At 72.4% G+C, this 17938-nt stretch carries 10 protein-coding genes and 1 pseudogene; 6 read left to right on the top strand and 5 right to left on the bottom strand.

Annotated features, from left to right (window positions below; all coding sequences use genetic code 11):
- Nucleotides 1–93 precede the first annotated feature (93 nt).
- The 3 genes from ACH4SI_RS11915 to ACH4SI_RS11905 all read left to right on the top strand — a co-directional run bounded on the left by ACH4SI_RS11915 (nucleotide 94) and on the right by ACH4SI_RS11905 (nucleotide 7602).
- Nucleotides 94–5325, top strand: coding sequence for a caspase family protein (locus tag ACH4SI_RS11915; RefSeq protein ID WP_398295444.1), 5232 nt, complete (start codon nucleotides 94–96; stop codon nucleotides 5323–5325).
- Entirely contained in the window at nucleotides 5322–6167 is an 846-nt protein-coding gene (locus ACH4SI_RS11910) for a hypothetical protein (protein WP_398295442.1), read from the top strand. The genes ACH4SI_RS11915 and ACH4SI_RS11910 overlap by 4 nt, the downstream gene beginning before the upstream one ends.
- Before the next feature lie 175 nt (nucleotides 6168–6342).
- Nucleotides 6343–7602 (top strand): hypothetical protein, encoded by a 1260-nt coding sequence (locus tag ACH4SI_RS11905; RefSeq protein WP_398295440.1) that lies wholly within the window; start codon nucleotides 6343–6345, stop codon nucleotides 7600–7602.
- A gap of 24 nt (nucleotides 7603–7626) precedes the next feature.
- Here the strand turns inward: ACH4SI_RS11905 and ACH4SI_RS11900 are convergent, their stop codons facing one another.
- The 3 genes and pseudogenes from ACH4SI_RS11900 to ACH4SI_RS11890 form a co-directional block, all read right to left on the bottom strand.
- A complete protein-coding gene (locus ACH4SI_RS11900) occupies nucleotides 7627–7992 on the bottom strand; it encodes a Crp/Fnr family transcriptional regulator (protein ID WP_398295438.1) in 366 nt (121 codons plus the stop codon).
- Nucleotides 7993–8298: 306 nt separating this feature from the next.
- Nucleotides 8299–8733, bottom strand: coding sequence for a hypothetical protein (locus tag ACH4SI_RS11895; protein WP_398295436.1), 435 nt, complete (start codon nucleotides 8731–8733; stop codon nucleotides 8299–8301).
- A gap of 122 nt (nucleotides 8734–8855) precedes the next feature.
- A pseudogene (locus tag ACH4SI_RS11890) lies at nucleotides 8856–9173 on the bottom strand (Tat pathway signal sequence domain protein); the annotation flags it as partial.
- A 116-nt stretch (nucleotides 9174–9289) separates the two neighbouring features.
- Here ACH4SI_RS11890 and ACH4SI_RS11885 point away from each other — a divergent pair.
- The gene (locus tag ACH4SI_RS11885; protein ID WP_398295434.1) at nucleotides 9290–9451 is read left to right on the top strand and encodes a hypothetical protein; all 162 of its coding nucleotides are present in this window, start codon (nucleotides 9290–9292) and stop codon (nucleotides 9449–9451) included.
- Between the two features lie 43 nt (nucleotides 9452–9494).
- On the top strand, nucleotides 9495–10766 hold the full coding sequence (locus tag ACH4SI_RS11880) for a cytochrome P450 (protein WP_398295432.1): 1272 nt from the start codon (nucleotides 9495–9497) through the stop codon (nucleotides 10764–10766).
- A 174-nt stretch (nucleotides 10767–10940) separates the two neighbouring features.
- Here the strand turns inward: ACH4SI_RS11880 and ACH4SI_RS11875 are convergent, their stop codons facing one another.
- Nucleotides 10941–11555 (bottom strand): dihydrofolate reductase family protein, encoded by a 615-nt coding sequence (locus tag ACH4SI_RS11875; protein ID WP_398295429.1) that lies wholly within the window; start codon nucleotides 11553–11555, stop codon nucleotides 10941–10943.
- A gap of 450 nt (nucleotides 11556–12005) precedes the next feature.
- Nucleotides 12006–15188, bottom strand: coding sequence for a tetratricopeptide repeat protein (locus tag ACH4SI_RS11870; RefSeq protein WP_398295427.1), 3183 nt, complete (start codon nucleotides 15186–15188; stop codon nucleotides 12006–12008).
- Nucleotides 15189–15403: 215 nt separating this feature from the next.
- On the opposite strand from ACH4SI_RS11870, the gene ACH4SI_RS11865 reads away from it, so the two are divergent.
- A complete protein-coding gene (locus ACH4SI_RS11865) occupies nucleotides 15404–17524 on the top strand; it encodes an ATP-binding protein (RefSeq protein WP_398295425.1) in 2121 nt (706 codons plus the stop codon).
- Nucleotides 17525–17938: the final 414 nt, after the last annotated feature.

Below are 17938 nucleotides of genomic sequence, written 5' to 3'. Positions count from 1 at the left end.
GCTTCCGGACACGGGTTGCGATCATCCGGCTACGGTTCTTGCGAGGCACGGCAGGACGCAGGCCGGAACGCGACGGCAGTGGGGGAAGCGGCGGTGGGGCTGCAGGTGGGGCGGCGATTCTTCATAGCGCTGGGCAGCGGGCGGTACCGCCATCTGCCGGAGGAGGAACAGCTGCCCCGAGTGCCCGGGGATGTCGCCGCGATGACCGGGCTGTTCGAGGGGTTCGGCTACGAGGCCGTCCTGCCGGGGCTCGGCGGCTACGACGGCGCCGAGCAGATCCGGCAGAAATTGCGCCACTGGTCGGCCGACACCCGGCTCACCCCGGACGACGTGGTGGTCGTCTACTTCGCCGGGCACGGCCTCGTCCACGACCGGGACCGGCACTATCTGCTGTGCTGGGATTCGCAGGACGACGACCCGGCCACCACCGCCCTGGCCACCGAGGACCTGGTACGCATCCTGTGCCGGGGCGAGCTGCGCCATCTGCTGATCGTGCTGGACACCTGCGGCGGCGGCGCGGGCAGCGCGGACGCCGCCGGGCTGGCGCTCCAGTCGATCGCGTACCGGCACGGCGGCACCGCGGCCTCCGCCGGGCTGTGGTTCCTGGCGTCGGCCCGCCGCAAGGATCTCGCCGAGGACGGCGCGTTCGTGGCGGCGCTCGGCTCGTCCGTGGAGGTCACCAGGGAACGTACCGGGCAGCGGCAGCAGTACCTGGACCTCACCGAGCTGGTGAAGGCGGTCAACGAGTGCTTCGACGGCGCCGGCCGCGGCCAGCGCGCCGAACTGGCCGGCGGCCTGGTCACGGGCCTGGCGCCGTTCCTGCCCAACGACCGCTACCGCGATGAGCTGCCGCCGCTGGGCACCGACCTCGAAGTGCAGCGCCGGGTCGCCGAACGCGACCTCACCGAGCACTTCGGCCCCCGCGCCCGCGGTGTCGAGTTCGAGTCCGAGCAGGGCCTGTACTTCAGCGGCCGGGAGCGGGTGCTGACCGAACTCGTCGCCTGGCTGACCGCCGAACACGGCGACGGCAAGGGCCGCGTCGTCACCGGAAGCCCCGGCTGCGGCAAGTCCGCGGTCCTCGGCCGGATCGTGGCGCCGTCGGACCCCGCGTACCGGGCGAAGTTCGACCTGACGGGCGCCGATCCGGCGACCGTGGTACCCGAGGGCTGCGTCACGGCCGCGGTGCACGCGCGCCACAAGCGGCTGGAGGAGGTCGTCGAGCGGATGGCGACCGCGCTCGGCACGCCCGCGGACGGTACGGCCGCGCTGCTCCAGGAGCTGACCCGGCGCGGCCGTCAGGGCCCGCCGGTCGTGGTCGTCGTGGACGCCGTGGACGAGGCGGGCTCCGACACCGCCGCCGACGCGGGCGGCCACGGCGAACCGCGCCGCATCACCCGCGAACTGCTGCGCCCCATGTCGGAGATCCAGGGCGTACGGCTCCTGGTGGGCACCCGGCATGAGCTGGTCCAGCCGCTCGGCCCCACCTTCACCTGCCTCGACCTGGACCGCCCCGGCTACCGGGCCGAGGAGGCGGACGTCGCCGGGTACGTCGCCAAGGTGCTCCTCGCCATGGAGGAGCCGGAGGTCCGTACGCCCTACCGGGATCGGCCCGCGCTCGCCGCGACCGTCGCCCGGGGCGTCGCGACGAAGGCCGCCGGGGTCTACCTCTACGCCCGCACCACCGCCCGCACCCTGCGTTCCGACCGGGCCGCCGTGGACGTGGCCCACCCCGGCTGGGCGGACCGGCTGCCGAGCGAGGTCGGCGAGGCGTTCGACGACTATCTGGCCCGGTTCGGCCCGGACGAGCCCCGGGTGCGCCGGATGCTGCTGCCGCTCGCCTTCTCCGAGGGCAAGGGGCTGCCCCGCGGCCAGGTGTGGACGACGCTCAGCTCGCGGCTGTCCGGCACCGACTGCACCGAGGAGGACGTCTCCTGGCTGCTGGACGTCGCCGAGGCGTACGTCGCGGAGGTCATCGACGACGACCGCCGCTCGGTCTACCGGCTCTACCACAAGGCGCTCGCCGAGCATCTGCGCGCGACCGCCGACCGGCCGTCCGTCGAGATCCAGAAGTCCGTGGTCGAGGCGCTGGTGTCGGTCGTCCCGGCCGGGCCGGACGGCCGCCCGGACTGGTTCGCGGCGCCCCCGTACGTATGCCGGCACCTGGCCACCCACGCGGGGGCGGCGGGCCTGCTCGGCGGGCTCATCGAGGACCCCGGTTTCCTGCTGGCGGGCGAACCGCTCGGCCTGCTGCGCGCGTTCGCCTCGATCGACGGCGACGGGCCCCGGCGCGTCCGGACCGCCTACGAGCAGGTAGCGCACCGGCTCACCCCGGACCGCCCGCTCGGCGGCCGGGCGGCCGACCTCCAGCTGTCCGCGCGCCGCTGCCAGGCCGACGACCTCGCCGACGCCATCGGGCGCCTCGGCGTGACCCTGCCGTGGACGGCCCGCTGGGCGTGGTGGTCGGCCACGGGTGCGCACCGGCTGCTGAGCGGCCACACCAAGGCGGTCGACTGCGTCGCCACCGGGGACCTCGACGGCCGGCCCATCGCGGTGACCGGCGGCGTCGACCGCACCGTCCGCGTCTGGGACCTCACCAACCAGCGGCAGATCGGCGAACCGCTGACGGTGTCCACCCCGGTCAGCGCGGTCGCCATCGGCGACCTGGGGGACTACACGGTCGCGCTCACCGGCGGCGTCGACGGCACCGTGCGGGTGTGGGACCTCTCCGCGGGCCAGGAATACGGGCAGCCGCTGACCGGGCACACCAACCGCATCGAGGCCATGGAGATCGGCGCCATCGACGGCCGCCCGGTCGTCCTGACGGCCAGCCAGGACGGCACGGCCCGGATCTGGGACCTGGCCGCCCGCCGCCCGCTCGGCCGCGACCTGGCCGTGCACCAGCGCACCGTGCTCGACGCCGGCTTGGGTGAACTCGACGGCAGACCGGTCGCGGTGACCGGCGGCGAGGACAAGACCGTGCAGGTCTGGGACCTGAGCGAGGTCCTGCACGGCGGCGACGCCCGGATCGACGGCAGCCCGCTCATCGGCCCCGCCGAGGCGGTCACCGCCGTCTGCCTCGGGCGGCTGGACGGCCGTACGGTGGCCCTCGTCGGCGACAAGTCCGGCATGCTCAGCCTGTGGGACCTGGCCGAACGCCGCCAGCTCGGCGAACCCGTCACCGCCCACCGCTACTTCCAGCGCAGCGGTGTCGCCTCCGCCGTCATCGGCGAGTTCGAGGGCCGTCCCGTGGCACTGACCGCGGGCGTGTGGGAAACCCGGCTGTGGGATCTGCGCACCCTGCGCCAGGTCGGCCACTCCCTGCGCGGCCACGTCGGGGACATCACCGCGGCCGCCCTCACCGGCGGCGGCACACCGCTCGCCGTCACGGTCAGCCGCGACCGCACCGCCCGCATCTGGGACCTGTCGGCCGACCAGCCCGCCGAGGGCCACACCGGCCAGGTGTCCGCGGTCGCGTTCCGCGACGTACGGGGCCGTCCGCTCGCTGTCACCGGAGGCCAGGACGGCACCGCCCGCCTGTGGGACCTGCGCACCCGCGCCCAGGTCGGACGGCCCATGGAGGGCCACCGGGGCGAGGTGCTCGCGGTCGCCCTGGAGCGGATCGACGGCCGTCCCGTCGCGGTCACCGGCGGCTCCGACACCACGGTCCGCCTCTGGGACCCGCTGCGCGGCGAACCCCTGGGCCCGCCGCTGTCCGGTCACACCAACGTGGTGCGCTGCGTGGCCACCGGCGCCCTGGCCGGGCAGCCGGTCGTGGTCAGCGGCGGCGAGGACGGCACCGTGCGGATCTGGTCCGCGGCCTCCGGCGAGCCCGCGGCGCCGCCGCTGGCCGGACACATCGGCGGCGTCCGCCACCTGGCGGTCCGGGGGACCGCCCGCGGCCTGGAGATCGCCATCGCCACCTCGCTCGACCACGCTTACGTGTGGCGGGTGGACCGCGCCGGTGCCGCACCGTCCGGACCGGCCGCGCACTTCAACGTCGAGGATCTGACGCTGTCCATGCGGGCGGTGGGTGTCGCGTTCCACGGGGACCACCCGGTGGTGCTGTCCTCGGACGGGAGCAACGGCCTGTACGTGCACGACATCACCACCCGTACGGCGGTCGGCCGCCCGCTGCCCGGCCACACCGGCTTCGTCGTATCGGGCGCCCTGGCCCGGACCGGCGCCAGGACTCTGGTGGCGACCATGGGCTACGACGACACCGCACGGGTCTGGGACCTGGGGACGGGTACGCCTCTGGGCGACCCGCTGGAAGGGATGACCAGGATCGGGGCGGATCCCCCGGCCCCGGCCCTCGGGGTGGTGGACGGCACCCCGGTGGCCATCACCGCCTTCCCCCGGCAGGTGCGCGTCTGGGATCTGACCGCCACGCGCCCGGTCGGGGAGCCGCTGTGTGGCGTCAACCACAGCCTGATCTCGGCGAACGTCGTCGAGGTGACGGACGGCAGGACCGTCGTGGTCACCGGCGGGCTGGACGGCACGGTGCGCACCCACGACCCGCGGGACGGGCGCCAGGTCGCCGCCCACATCGTGTCGTCCGGGGTGCACACGTCCTGCACGACCGCCGCCCGGGTGGGCGGCCTGTCCGCCGTGGTGCGCGGTGACTGGCAGAGCGGGGACGTCTGGAGCCTGGAGCCCCGCCGCCGACTCGCCGTACGGCCGGGCGCCGCCGTGCACATCGCCCTGTACGCCCTGGACGGCAGGCCCCTGGCGGTGTCGGCCGACGAGCAGCACACCCTGCACACCTGGGACCTGCGCACCCAGGCGCCCGTGTGCCCGCCGATGGCCGGGCACACGGCGAACGTGCAGGGCCTGCGGGTGGGCCGGGCCGACGGCGTGGACCTCATCGCCAGCGCCTCCCTCGACGGCACGGTGCGGCTGTGGGACCCGCGCACCGGAGAACCCCGCCGGGAACCGCTCACCGGCCACTCCATGGGGGCGCACTGCGTGGACTTCATCGACCTGGGCGGGGACGTCCTGGTCGTGGGCGCGGGCGACGGACGAGTCCGCTTCTGGGACCTGACGGACCACCACGACCGGGGAATCGACCTGGAACCCTTCCCCTCCGGGGTCGAGGCCATCGAGGCCGCCGACATCGACGGCGTACCGATCCTGGTCGCCGCCGACGGCTTCGGCCTGGTCCGCGTCTGGGACCTGCGGTCCGCCTCCTGGACGGCCGAGATCGACATCGGCAGCAGCATCCGGGATGTGGCCGTCGGCGGCGGGCAACTGTGCGTCGCCACCCACATGGGCGCCGTCGTCCTCGGCCTCGACACCCCCACCGGCGAGGAGCACACCACCCCATGACCCGCGTCGTACTCGTCCACGGCATCGCCCAGCAGGTGAAGGGCGCCGAGACCCTCCTCGCCGACTGGTACCCCGCCCTGTGCGACGGCCTCGCCCTCGCCTCCGGCCCCCGCCCGGAGCGGCACGAGGTCGCCATGGCCTTCTACGGCGACCTCTTCCGCCCCGCGGGCCACCGCGGCCTCGGCGTGCCCGACCTCGACGCCTCCGATGTCGAGGAGGGCCTGGAAACCGACCTCCTGCTCGGCTGGTGGCACGCCGCCGCCCAGCAGGAACCCCGGGTCACCGGCCCCGAGGCGACCACCCGCCTGCGTACCCCGTACGCCGTGCAGCGCGCCCTGAACGCCCTCAGCCACTCCGCCTTCTTCGCCGGGCTCAGCGAACGCCTCATGATCGCCAGTGCCCGCCAGGTCCGCCGCTACTTCACCGAACCCGACCTCCGCGCCCGCGTCCAGGACCGCCTCGCGCGCACCGTGACCGCCGACACCGAGGTCGTCGTCGCCCACTCCCTGGGCACTGTCGTCGCCTACGAAACCCTTTGCGCCCACGCCGAGTGGCCCGGCCTGCACCTCGTCACCCTCGGCTCCCCGCTCGCCGTCCCCCGCCTGGTTCTCGACCGCCTCCTCCCGCCACCCGCCCCGCATCCCCGCTGGCCCGCCCCCGTCACCCGCTGGACGAACATCGCCGACCGCGCCGACGCCGTGGCCCTCACCAAGTCCCTCGCCCCCGCCTTCGACCCCCGCATCACCGACCTCCTCGTCCACAACGGCTCCCAGGCCCACGACGTCCGCCCGTACCTCACGGCCCGCGAAACCGGCGCGGCCGTCGCGGAGGCACTGACATAGGGGTGTAGACACCCCCGCCCTGCCACCGCCACTCGGATACGGCCGTTCCGGTGCCTGCCACCCGGGTGGAACCGGGCACGGCGGTGGCGTGGCGCGGGCCGGGGCGGGTGGCGGGTTCCTAGTGTCGGGTCCACGGCAATGGGCCGACCGTCCAGAAACCACAGGTGGGTGTGGAATGAGCCGCTTCTCCGTACGGCACCGACTGACCGCGCTGGCAGGAATCCTGACGCTGTGTGCGGCCGGACTCGTCTCCGGTCTCGCGTCCACGGCGATGGCCACGGCCGCGCCGTCCGCGCCGTCCGCCCCGCGCGTCGCGCAGCTGTACGTCTCCGAGTACGCGGACAACACGGTGCTGAAGGTCGCCACCGACGGCAGCGGCCAGACCACCGTGCCCACCAGCGGCCTCACCCGCCCCACCGGCCTCGCCCTCGACGCCGCGGGCAACCTCTTCGTCTCCGACACCGGCAACAACCGGGTGGTGACGGTGGCCGCGGACGGCAGCGGCCAGGACACGGTCCCCGCCACCGACCTCTCCCGCCCGATCGGGCTGGCCGTCGACACCTATGACGAAGATGACGAAGGCGACGACGACCTGTTCATCGCCGACAGCTTCAACGACCGGGTGGTGGAGATCGCCACCGACGGCACCGACCAGACCACCGTCCCCACCACCGGCCTCACCCACCCGGACGGCCTGGCGCTCGACGCCCGCGGCAACCTCTACATCGCCGACTTCGTCAACGACCGCGTCGTGGTGGTCCCCGCGGACGGCGGGCCGCAGCGCACCCTCCCCACGACGGGGCTGTCCGAGCCCACCGGGCTCGCGTTCGACCGGGCCGGGAACCTCTACGTCGCCGACTCGGGCAACGACCGCGTGGTGAAGCTGCCCCCGGGCGGCGGCCCGCAGCGAACCGTCCCCGCGGTCGGCCTGAACACCCCGCAGGGGCTGGCGGTCGACACGTACGGCAACCTGTTCATCGCCGACTTCGGCAACGACCGGGTGGTGGAGGTCCCCGCGGACGGCGGCGAACAGACCACCGTGCCCATCGCCGGGCTGAGCAGCCCGGTCGGGCTGGCCGTCACGCCGTCCCGCCCCGCGGCCACCCACCTCAAGGCGAGCGTGGCGACGGTGGAACGGCACACCTCGCCCGCGTCCCTGCGGGTCAAGGGGCTGGCCGTCACTCTGACCACCACCGACGGCACCCCGCTGCCCGGGCAGACGATCGGGTTCACCGACAACACCGGCGCCCACAAACTGTGCGACGCGGTGACGAACTCCCGGGGCAGGGCGCGCTGCGACGCCACCCTCCGCACCGGTTCGCGGACCCGCTACGACGACCTGCGCCACCACGGCTTCCGCGCCACGTACGCGGGCACCGCCCCGTACCGGCCCAGCTCGGCCGCCGGCCCGGTCCACGCCGCCCGCCGGACCTGAGCCCCTGCCGGAGGTCCGGGCGGGTCAGCCCGCGGCGCGGCGCCCCAGCAGCTCCGGGGCGAGCACCGTCACCGTTCCCGCCCGCACCTCGATCAGGCCGTCGCGGCGCAGCCGGGCGAGGGTGCGGATGACCGTGACCCGGGTGACGCCCAGCAGGTCCCCCGGGTCCTGCTGGGTACCCGGCGGCAGGACCCGGCCCCCTTCCGCCGTCGCGGCCTCCTCCAGCAGCCAGGCCGCCGGCCGCGCCTCGGCGGACCCGGTGGCGGTGGCCATGAACCGCTCCTGCTGCCGCCGGGCCTGACCGGCGAGGACGCGCAGGACATGACCGCGCACCGGGGCCGCGTCCGGAGCGGCGTCGTCGACCAGCGCCAGGAAGCGGTCGTGGCGCAACCGGCGGACGGTGCACGGCGTGAGCCGTGAACGTAGCGGTGTGCCCCGGCCGTCGAGCACGGCGATCTTGGCGAGGGCGCACGGACCGGACCACTGGCCGAACCGGACGACCCGACCGATCCCCGCAGCAGCAAGGGGAGATACGCGGCCGGTTCGCCCGCGGCGGCCAGCACCTGCCCGGCCGGGCAGGTGCGCCGCGCCGAAGCGGCCCACAGCGCGCGCAGCCGCTACCGCACCCCCGGTGTGGACATCGCCGCCATCCGCCCCTGGACCCCGCTGTTCGATCCCCGGCGGGGCGGGTGATGGCTATCCGTACCCCACCATGAGCCCACGCCACCACAGGCGGTCCGGGGCGTCGACGTGAAGGATGCCGAGCCGCGCCACGATTCTGGCGTCGAGGGACCACACGAGCGCGCGCAGCTCGCGTGCGCTCTTCTTGGGCAGTGCGTGGATCACGGTTTCGAGGAGCTCGCGGAAGTGCTCGGCGTCCCCGCAGCATCCGCGGATGCCGCACCCGGAGAACGGGTCCACCCCTCGTCGCAGGGGGCGGTTCGCCAGCGCCTTCCACTGCCAGAACGCCTCGTCGACGGCCCCGGGCCGGAAGCGCCTGCGTTCCAGACGGCACAGGTCGGCCGCGCAGGAACCCGAGAGGCGGTCGATGTGGGGAAACCGCCGTCGGGGGTGGAAACGGAAACGTATCGGGATGTCGCCCCGCAGGGCTGAAGGGCGCCTACGCGGCATGGCCCTTTCGGTTGTCGGTCACGGGGGCAACCTATCCCCGGCGGTTCCGTTTCGTCAGCTCACTTTGTCACCCGGCGGTGTGGCCCGTCACCCGGCCGATCCACGTCATGAAGTCCGCGCGTCCCGCCGGCGAAGATGGCGTCGCTCGCGGGGGCCGCGCCCAGTTCCCTGCGGTGGGCGTCGTACAGGGGGCTGTCGCCGGACGCCCCGAGCAGGGCGGACAGGGCGCCTCCGGCGCTGGTTCCGGAGGAGACGGTCCGGGCGGTGTTCCCCGGTATGCGGCCCTTGTTGAAGCGTACGTACCGCACCGCGGCCTTCAGGTCCACGATGGCGGCCGACGCCGCGCCGTAGTACGTGCCGTCCGCGTCGACGAGGGTCCGGCCGCGGGCGCCCGGCTCCACGACGACGTACCCGGCGGCCACCGCCGGCCTGGCGTTGCTGACTTCGGCGCGCGGGCGGCGTCGATGGTGAACGCACAGCCTGCGCGGCAACGGGTTTCAGGCGCCGCGACCGGACTGAAGCCACGCTGAAGCCGGCCGCCCGCACTCTCTACGGCATGACCCAACGAGACGACGGAGCGACGGCGGGCATCGCACCCGCCGTCCTCGCCGCCGCGTACCGGGCCCCCGGTGGCGGGCCCGCCGTGACGCCCGAGGCCCTGACCGTGCACACCCCCGACCTGGACGATGGCGCGACCCTCGCTGACCGCCCCCGCTGAATCCCCGCCCGGCCCACTGCACCTCACCTGAAACGAGACCACGATGCCCGAGAACGCCACCATGTCCGCCAACGCCGTCCACCTCACCCCCGAGCAGGTCGAGGACCCCGTACGCGGCTACGCCAGCCTCCGTACCCGCGACGAACTCCCGCACGTCGTCCTCCCCGGCCTCACGACCCCCGTCCGGCTCGTCACCCGGTACGCCGACGTCAAGGCCGCCCTCACCGAGCCGCGGTTGATCCGCGACCGCACCCGGATCCCGGGCGGAGCCGAAGCGGCCGAAGGGCCCGACGCGCAGGACGAGTTGCTGGAGGCGGCATCCGCCGGACTTCCCGCCGAGTACGTGAAGTACTTCGCCGGACACCTCGCCCTCTTCGACGGCGAGGAGCACGCCCGCCGCCGTGCCCCGCTGACCCGCGCGTTCACCGCCCGCCGCATCGCGGCCCTGCGCGCCTTCGTCGAGCGGACCGCGGACGGTCTGATCGCCGAGGCCGGGGAGCAGGGCGGTACGGACCTTCTGGGCGCCTTCGCCTACCCCCTGGCAACCCACGTGATCTGCGAGCTGATCGGTGTCGAGGAGGGCGACCGCGACCAGGTGTGCACCTGGATGCGGGACTTCGCCTTCGGCGACGGCAGCCGGGCGGGCGAGGCACTCGTCGCGCTCGTCGAGTACGCCAAGGAACTCATCGCCCGCCGCCGGGCCCAGCCCACCGAGGACCTGATCTCCGCCCTCCTCCAGGGCGCACGCGACGACGAGGACCCGCTCACCGAGGACGACCTGATCGGCATCGTCTTCCTGCTCATCAACACCGGGATCACCCCGCCCGCGCTCTTCCTGGCCCACGCCGTCCTCGCCCTGCTCCACCACCCCGAGCAGGCCGCCCGGCTGCACGCCGCCCCCGACCTGCTCCCGCGCGCCGTCCCCGAACTCCTCCGGTACGTCTCCATCGTCCGCATCGGCGCCTCCCTCTACGCCACCGAGGACTTCGACTTCGCGGGCACCGCGCTGCGCAAGGGCGAGACGGTGACGGTCGCCCTGCTTGCCGCCGACCACGACCCGGAGGAGTTCGGCGACGGCGCCGAACGGCTCGACGTGGGGCGGGAGTTCGGGCGCGGGGACGGACACCTCGCCTTCGGGCACGGGGCCCACTACTGCATCGGCGCCGCGCTCGGCCGCCTCGTCACCGGCGTCGTCCTCGACCGGCTCTTCGTCCGCCGGAACGACCTGCGGCTCGCCGTGGACCGCGACGCGCTGGAGTTCGGCCACTGGCCGGGCGACGGCTTCCACCTGCTGCGGCTGCCCGTACGCCTGTGAGTTCCGTCCTCGTCAGCCACCGAGTTCGGACCCGCACTTCGCCTGCTTGCCCATACGTCCTCCCCCTTGCCCGGTCGATACCGTCTCGGGTGAAGGTTCACCGGGCAGGGGTACGGTCGACACCGACCCCGGACATATGCGGCCGAATCCGAGCCCTCCGGGACCGGAACCCGGCTACTCCTCGTTCTGGGGCAGGTGAGTCTTGGCATCCTCATAGGTGGCATCGCCGGTCGCCTCGGCCAGGGCGTAGACCAGGTTCAGCACCCCGGTGCTGAACGTCGTGGACGAGAGCAGCCTCAGCGGGACCGCGCTCTCGCCCTCGTCGAACAGCCGCATGCCCTTGCGCAGGGCAGTCGGATGCACCAGCAAGTGCAACTCGTCCAGCAGTCCGTGCGCCAGCAGCTCCCGGACGACCGAGACCGAGCCGCTCATCGCGATGTCCCCGCCCGGTTCTCCCTTCAGCGCGGTGACGGCATCCACCAGCCCGCCCTTGAGCTGCTCGGAGTTCCGCCAGGTGAACGACAGATCCTGGCGCGACACGACGATCTTGCGGGCGTCGCCGAGCTTCTTCGCGAAGCCGGCGTCCTCACCCCCGGCCGCCTCCCGCTCCGGCCACGCCCCGGCGAAGCTGTCGTAGGTCTTGCGCCCCAGGAGGAGGGTGTCGGCCGCGCTGAACGTCGCATCGACGGCGGCGCCCATCTCGTCGTTGAAGTAGGGGAAGTGCCACTGGTCGGGCGCCTCCACGACCCCGTCGAGCGAGATGAACAGGCTGGCAATGATCTTCCGCATGATGCCCTCCACGCGAGTGCGGTGAACCCTTCCTCCTCTCAGACCGCGGCCACCGCACAAACTCATCGGTGGCAGAGAGAACGTCTCAGGCCGATCCCGCGGGTGGCGGGGGCCCGGGGCGGGCTCATGTGTCCACCCCGGGGAATCACCGACTCATGGCCGTGCCGGGAGCGGCGCTACGTGCGGGGGTGCCCGGAAGAAGGCGCGGCAGGTTTCTTGGTCAATGTGGGCATGCAGGCCGCGGATGCCGTAGCCGTGCAGAGAAACGTTACGGCTGCGGTGACAAAAAGGACATGGGAGATGCGTCGTTTCACGAATTCCGCTAACCCTTTCGACTCATGATCGTTTGAGCGATGAGATTAGCCCATGCGAACGAATCTCGCCAAATGTGGACTGACGTACGAATGCTGATCGATTGTTCGAAAAATTGCGCGCCCGTGGACAGGGTAGTTACTCGCTGGTTTTAAAATCAGTCGCACTTTGGTCGATCTCGGTCAAGCGCTTGCTTATTCTGTCCGCCTCCCGCTCGTCCAGCGAACGCAAGACGCTGAGCGCCTGCCGGAGGAGTTCCCGGGCCGCCCCGGCGTCGCCGCTCGCCAGCCGTGCCTCGGCCAGGACGCTCCGCGCCCTGGCCTCCTCGTCCGGCGCGTTGACCGTGTGCGCGGCGACGATGGCCGCGCCCAGGTGCTCGGCGGCGGAGTCGAGCCGGCCTCCGGTGAGTTCGGCTCTTCCCAATCCGCGCAGTGCCCGGGTAATCTCCTGAGCTGTTCCGATGTCGCGGGCGATGTCGAGGGCCTTCGTGTGGCTTTCGATGGATTCCTCAAGAGATCCGTTCTTGTGCTGTGCTTCTCCCAGCCCGTTGTATGCTGTCGCCTGGCTCTTCCTGTCTCCCAGGGAGCAGAAGTCTTTCAATGCCGCCCGGTGGAGTGTCAGCGCGCCATTGGGTTCCCCGGATTCGGTGAGGATGCTGCCCAGATTGGTGCGCACCATCGCGTACGCGTACAGATTCCCGGTGGACTCCGTCAGCGGGAGTAATTGCTCGAAGGTCTGCTTCGCTTGTGCCAGATCCCCTTTGTGGGCGTACAGGTCTCCCAGGTTGTTGAGCGTTCTGACGAGGCCCCACTGATCGCCCTCGGAGCGGAATCCGGATATCGCTCTCTGGAAATGTTCCAGCGCGCGATCCATGTCCCCCAGGGCGAGCAGGGAGATGGCGATGTTGTTGCGGCACCTCGCCTGGTCCCAGACGTTGCCCGCCGTCGTGCTGATCGCCAGTGCCTTCTGGTGGAGGGTCACCGCCTTCTGGTTCTCCCCCAGATGCCAGTGCAGCACCCCCAGGACGCGGTAGCTTTCCACCTCCGCCCCCCGGTCGCCCGTCGTCCGCGCGATGTCCAGCGCCTGCTCGCCGGTCCGGGCCGCCTGCGGATAGCGGCCGGTGCTCGCGTGGATCGAGCTGAGACAGAGCAGGGCATGACACAGGGCACTGCGGTCACCTGTCCGGGACCAGTGGTCGGCCGCGTGTTGAAGGATGTCGGAGGCGTCCTGCCAGTGACATTCGGCATCGAGGAAACCGGCGAGGGCGTGGGCGATCCCGGCCGCGCTCCGCGGCGAGCCGTGGTGGCGGGCGTGCCGCTCGGCGGCCAGGAGATTGCCGCGTTCAGCGGCGAACCAGGCGCGGGCCTCGTCGGTGTTCCGTAGCGACGGGAGAGCGGAAGGCCGCTGGTCGGCGTGGTGTCCGTCGAGGCGGACCCGGCGCGGATACGCCAGCCGGTCGGCCTGCTCCGCGCTCAGCCGGTAGAAGGTGATGAGCCGTTCCAGCGCCTGCGCGCGCTCCTGGCAGGTGTCTTCCGAGTGGGCGAGCATGACCGCGTACTCGCCCAGCAGATCGTGATACCGGTACCGGTTCGGAGCCGGTTCGCGCAGGAGGTGGCATTCCAAGAGGTCCTCGATGAGGCGTTCGGTCTTGTCGAGAGGCAGATCGAGGAGGACCGCGGCCGCCTCGGCCGTGAAGTCGGGTCCCGGATGCAGGCCCAGGGTGCGAAACGTCCTGCGCTGCGCCTGGTCGAGCGCCCGATAGGAGAGGTCGAAGGCGCGCACCATCTCCTCATCGGCGTTACGGATCTCGGCGAGCGGTCCCGTACCGCGCATCAGCCGCTCGCCTAGTGTGGTGAGCGTCCACGAGGGCCGGGAACGGAACCGGTTGGCCACCAGCTCGATGGCGAGCGGCACATGCCCGCAGAGGCGCACGATCCGGGCGGTCTCCGCGAGGTCCTGCGTCCGTTCCTCGCCCGCGAAGTTACGGAAGAGGGCGACCGCGTCCTCCGTCGGCAGTACGTCGAGGGGGACCGGCAGCGCATGGGGGAGCCCGGTCAGATTGCGGCGGCTGGTGATGATGGTCAGGGACGAGGAGCTGCCGGGGAGCAGCGGTGACACCTGGTCGGGTCCGGCCGCGTCGTCCAGCACGATGAGCGCACGGCGCTCGGCGAGGGTGGTCCGCCACTGGGCGATCAGCTCGTCCAGCCGGACGGCGATCGTCTCGGCGGGGACGCCGAACTGGCGCAGGAGAGTGGCGAGAGCGGCGCTTGGGCTCAGCGGTTCCTGGGTCGGTGCGTGGGCGCGCAGATCCAGGAACACCTGACCGTCCGGGAACTGCGGCGCGAGGAGGCGAGCGGTGGCCAGGGCAACCGCCGTCTTCCCGACTCCCGCCATCCCGCTGACGGTCTCCAGCGTCAGGACCCGCCCCTCTCCCGATGCCGTGTCCACGCACGCGATCAGGGCGTCGAGTTCGGAGCGCCTGCCGACGAGCGGCGGCTGGTAGGGAAGGTTCCGTGGGGGAGACGGGGCGGGCGCGGGCGGTGCGGAAGCGGGTGCGGCGGGGGCGTTCGCTTCGGCGCCCCGGACGAGGCTGTCCACCGGTATCCGGTCGAGGACACCGCGGTGTATCCGGTTCAGCTCGGCACCCGGGCGTGAGCCGAATTCGGCCATCAGCCGTTGTCGGGCCTGCTGGTGAACCCGCAGGGCGTCCGTGTACCTCCCGCTGCCGTAATAGGCCAGCATCAACTGGCCTGCCAGCGTCTCGTCTTCCGGGTGCTGGCGGACCAGGACCGACAACTCCCCGACGGAGTCCGCGAAGCGGCCGAGGCGGAAGGTGGCGGCGATCCGGGAAACCGTGGTGTGGAGGCGCCGTTCGGTCAAGGCCCTGCGTACGGTCTCGGCCCACATACCGGGGAGACCGGCCAGGGCCTCGCCCTGCCAGAGACGGTCCGCGCGGGCGAGGAGGTCCACGATGCGCTCGTCGTCACCGCTCGTCGCGAGCGTCCCGGCGAGATCTGCCAGGCGCTGGAAGTGGTGCAGGTCGACCGTGGCGGGGTCGGCCTCGAGTACATAGGTGTGGGCCCGGCTCGTGATCCGCGGGGCCTCGGGACTCGTACCGGCCAGACGGAGACGCTTGCGCACGCGGGAGATGTACGTGTGGGTGTTCTCCCGGGCGCGCGGTGGCGGCTCGCCGTCCCAGAGCCGGCCGATCAGCGCCTCCATGGAGACGGGACGGCCGATATCCAATACCAGAGCGGCCAGTACCGTGCGTTCCTTGTCGGACCCCAGCTCCAGCCGCTCTCCATCCAGCTGAATCCCCACGGGCCCCAGTACATGGAAGTCCACCAGCGCCCCTCCCGCTGGTCGGTCTGTCCCAGTGAGCATGACACGGTGTGGGGAAAGTCACCATGGGTCCCTGTTGCGCTGGCCGAATCGCGACACGGTCCGTGACCCGGCGCATCGCCGGGGCCCCGTTCAGGGTAGGAGCGGACTGATCTGTGGAGGCGGCGGCCGAAAGCTCGGGGGTGGGTGGACAGATGGGCGAGGCGTCGGAGGGCCCCCATAGAAACACGATCAGCGGTGACGCGCGGCTCCACGGACCCACGATCCAGGCGCGGGACGTGCATGGCGGCATCCATGTGCACACCGACGCGTCCCCCGCTCCGCCCTCGCCTCGTCAGCTCCTGCCGGTACCGGCCCATTTCACCGACCGGTGCGATGACGTCGCGGCCCTGGAGGAGGCGTTCACCGGAGGCGGGCGGGAGGGGGCGTCGAGGAGGCTGATCGTGGTCAGCGGCCCTGCCGGGATCGGCAAGACCACGCTGGTGTGCAAGTGGCTGCGCTCGCTCGGCTCCGAATTCCCCGACGGCCAGCTCTATGCCGACCTGCGGGGGCATTCGGCGGAAGGACCGGCGAGCCCGGGCGACATCCTGGACCAGTTCCTGCGGGCGCTCGGCGCCGGAACCGTACCCCTCGATCTGGCCGAAAAGACGTCGCTGTGGAGGTCCTGGACCGCTGACACCCGCATCGCGGTGGTGCTGGACAACGCCTTCACGGCCGCGCAGGTACGCCCGCTGCTGCGCGCCGATCCGGGCGGCCTCACGGTCGTGACCAGCCGCCGCCGGCTGACCGGGCTCCGGATGGACGGAGCGGCCTTCCGCCAGGTGGAGGCATTGGGGCCGGACGCCGGGGCCGAACTGTTCAGCCGTGCGATCGGCGAGGACCGCGTCGCGACCGAACCGCACGCGGCCCGTCAGGTCGTGGCGCTGTGCGCCGGGCTGCCGCTCGCCGTCTGTCTCGCGTCCGCCCGGCTGGCGTCGCGGCCGAGGCAGCCGGTGAAGGCACTGGCCGACGCCCTCACACGGGATACGGAACGGCTGGCAGCGCTGGAAGTAGAGGGGGAGGCCACGGTGAGCAAGGCACTGGACGCGTCGTACGCCGTACTGAGCGAGGGCACCGCGCTCCTGTACCGCAGACTCGGGCCGCTGCCGGTTCGTACGGTCGACGCCCGGACCGCCGCCGCGGCCTGCGGCGAGTCCCTGGTGTGGGCGGAGGCACGACTCGACGAGCTGGTCGAAGCCAACCTGCTGGAGGACATCGGCCCGGACACCTGCCGGTTCCACGACCTCGTACAGGTCCACGCACACGGCCGAGCGGCCGCCGAGGAGACCGCGCAGGCCCGTGACGAGGCACTGCGGCGCGTCTGTGACTGGTATCTGGAGACCGCGACCGAGGCCGAGAAGCGGCTCACACCGGCGCAATTCACCCTCGCGAGGACCCAAGCCCCTTCAGGTCTGCCCGTGCCGTTCACCGACGACCCGAGCGCGCTCGCCTGGCTGGACGCCCAACGCATGAACCTGATGGCCGTGCTGAGAGCCGCCGCCGAGCGCGAGTGGAACGCGACGGCATGGCAGCTCACCGACGCGATGTGGCCGCTCTTCCTCCGGTTGCGCTACTACGAGCTGTGGATCGAGGCCCACCAGATCGGTCTGGCGGCGGCCCGGAGAGACGGGAACGCGGAAGCGGAGCGTCAGATGCTCAACTCCGGGGCGATCGGACTGAGCGCCGCGCGCCGCCTCGGCGACGCGGCCGAGTGGTACGCACAGTCCCTCCGAGCGGCGCGAGACGCGGGCGACGTGCGTGACGAGGGCCAGGCGCTCCTGGGCATCGGAACCTGCCACCGCGAGGAAGGGCGGGCGGCGGACGCCGTGCCGTACCTGGACCAGGCCATCGCCGTCTGGGAGGCGTGCGGCTACCCGCGCGGAGTGGCCCTCGCGAGGATCGTCCTCGGTGAGATCGCGCTCGCCGAAGACGAACTGGACCGTGCCATCGAGTACTTCGGCCAGGCGCGCGTCGGCCTGCTGGCCGTGAACGACCCGCATGACGCGGCGCGTGCCCTCGTCTTTCTGGGGCGCGCCCGTGCGCGCTCCGGCGATCACCCGGCGGGAACTGCCTTGATGGAAGAGGCGCTTGCCGTCTTCGCCTCCTCCGGGGCCGCCCACTGGCGGGCCCGCGCCCTCGAAATGCTCGGTGACAGCGCCTGGGAACGCGGGGAGACGGCGACCGCCGCGGACCTGCGAGCCCAGGCACTCGTCCTTTTCGAGGTCACGAGCCCCATCGACGCACGTCGGCTGAGGGAGTCGTCGGCTGGGGCCTGACCTGTGGAGAGTCCGCCACGATCTCGCTCAGCGGGAAACCTGCCACCAGCCACGCGTGCAGGCAGGAAACGAAGAGCCAGTGCTGCGACGGCACCCGGCAGAGAAGAGCCACAACCTCCGGATCCGTGCCGCCACCCGCCGCCCAGCCGCCACCGGTGAGCGGCACGGCGGCGAGGCGGCAGCCCGACCTGGAGGACCTGACGTCGGCGAGCCAGCGTGCTGCCTCAGCGGCCGGACGCGGGCGGGTTCCGTAGAGGACATCGGCGCACTCCAAGCGACACCGGTCCTGGCAGACATCGGCGTCCACAGCGAGGTGCTCATCGAGGACTGATGACGTCCGATGGGTGACCAAGGGCCCGGTACGGGCCACCAGCAGTTGTCCACCCGGTGCCTGGCTGGTCGTGAGATACAGAC

Origin of the sequence: Streptomyces sp. NPDC021212, from assembly GCF_044332925.1 — a bacterium.
Lineage (GTDB): Bacteria > Actinomycetota > Actinomycetes > Streptomycetales > Streptomycetaceae > Streptomyces.
Note: the sequence above shows the minus strand (reverse complement) of the source record. Positions and strands in the feature narration are given on the sequence as shown.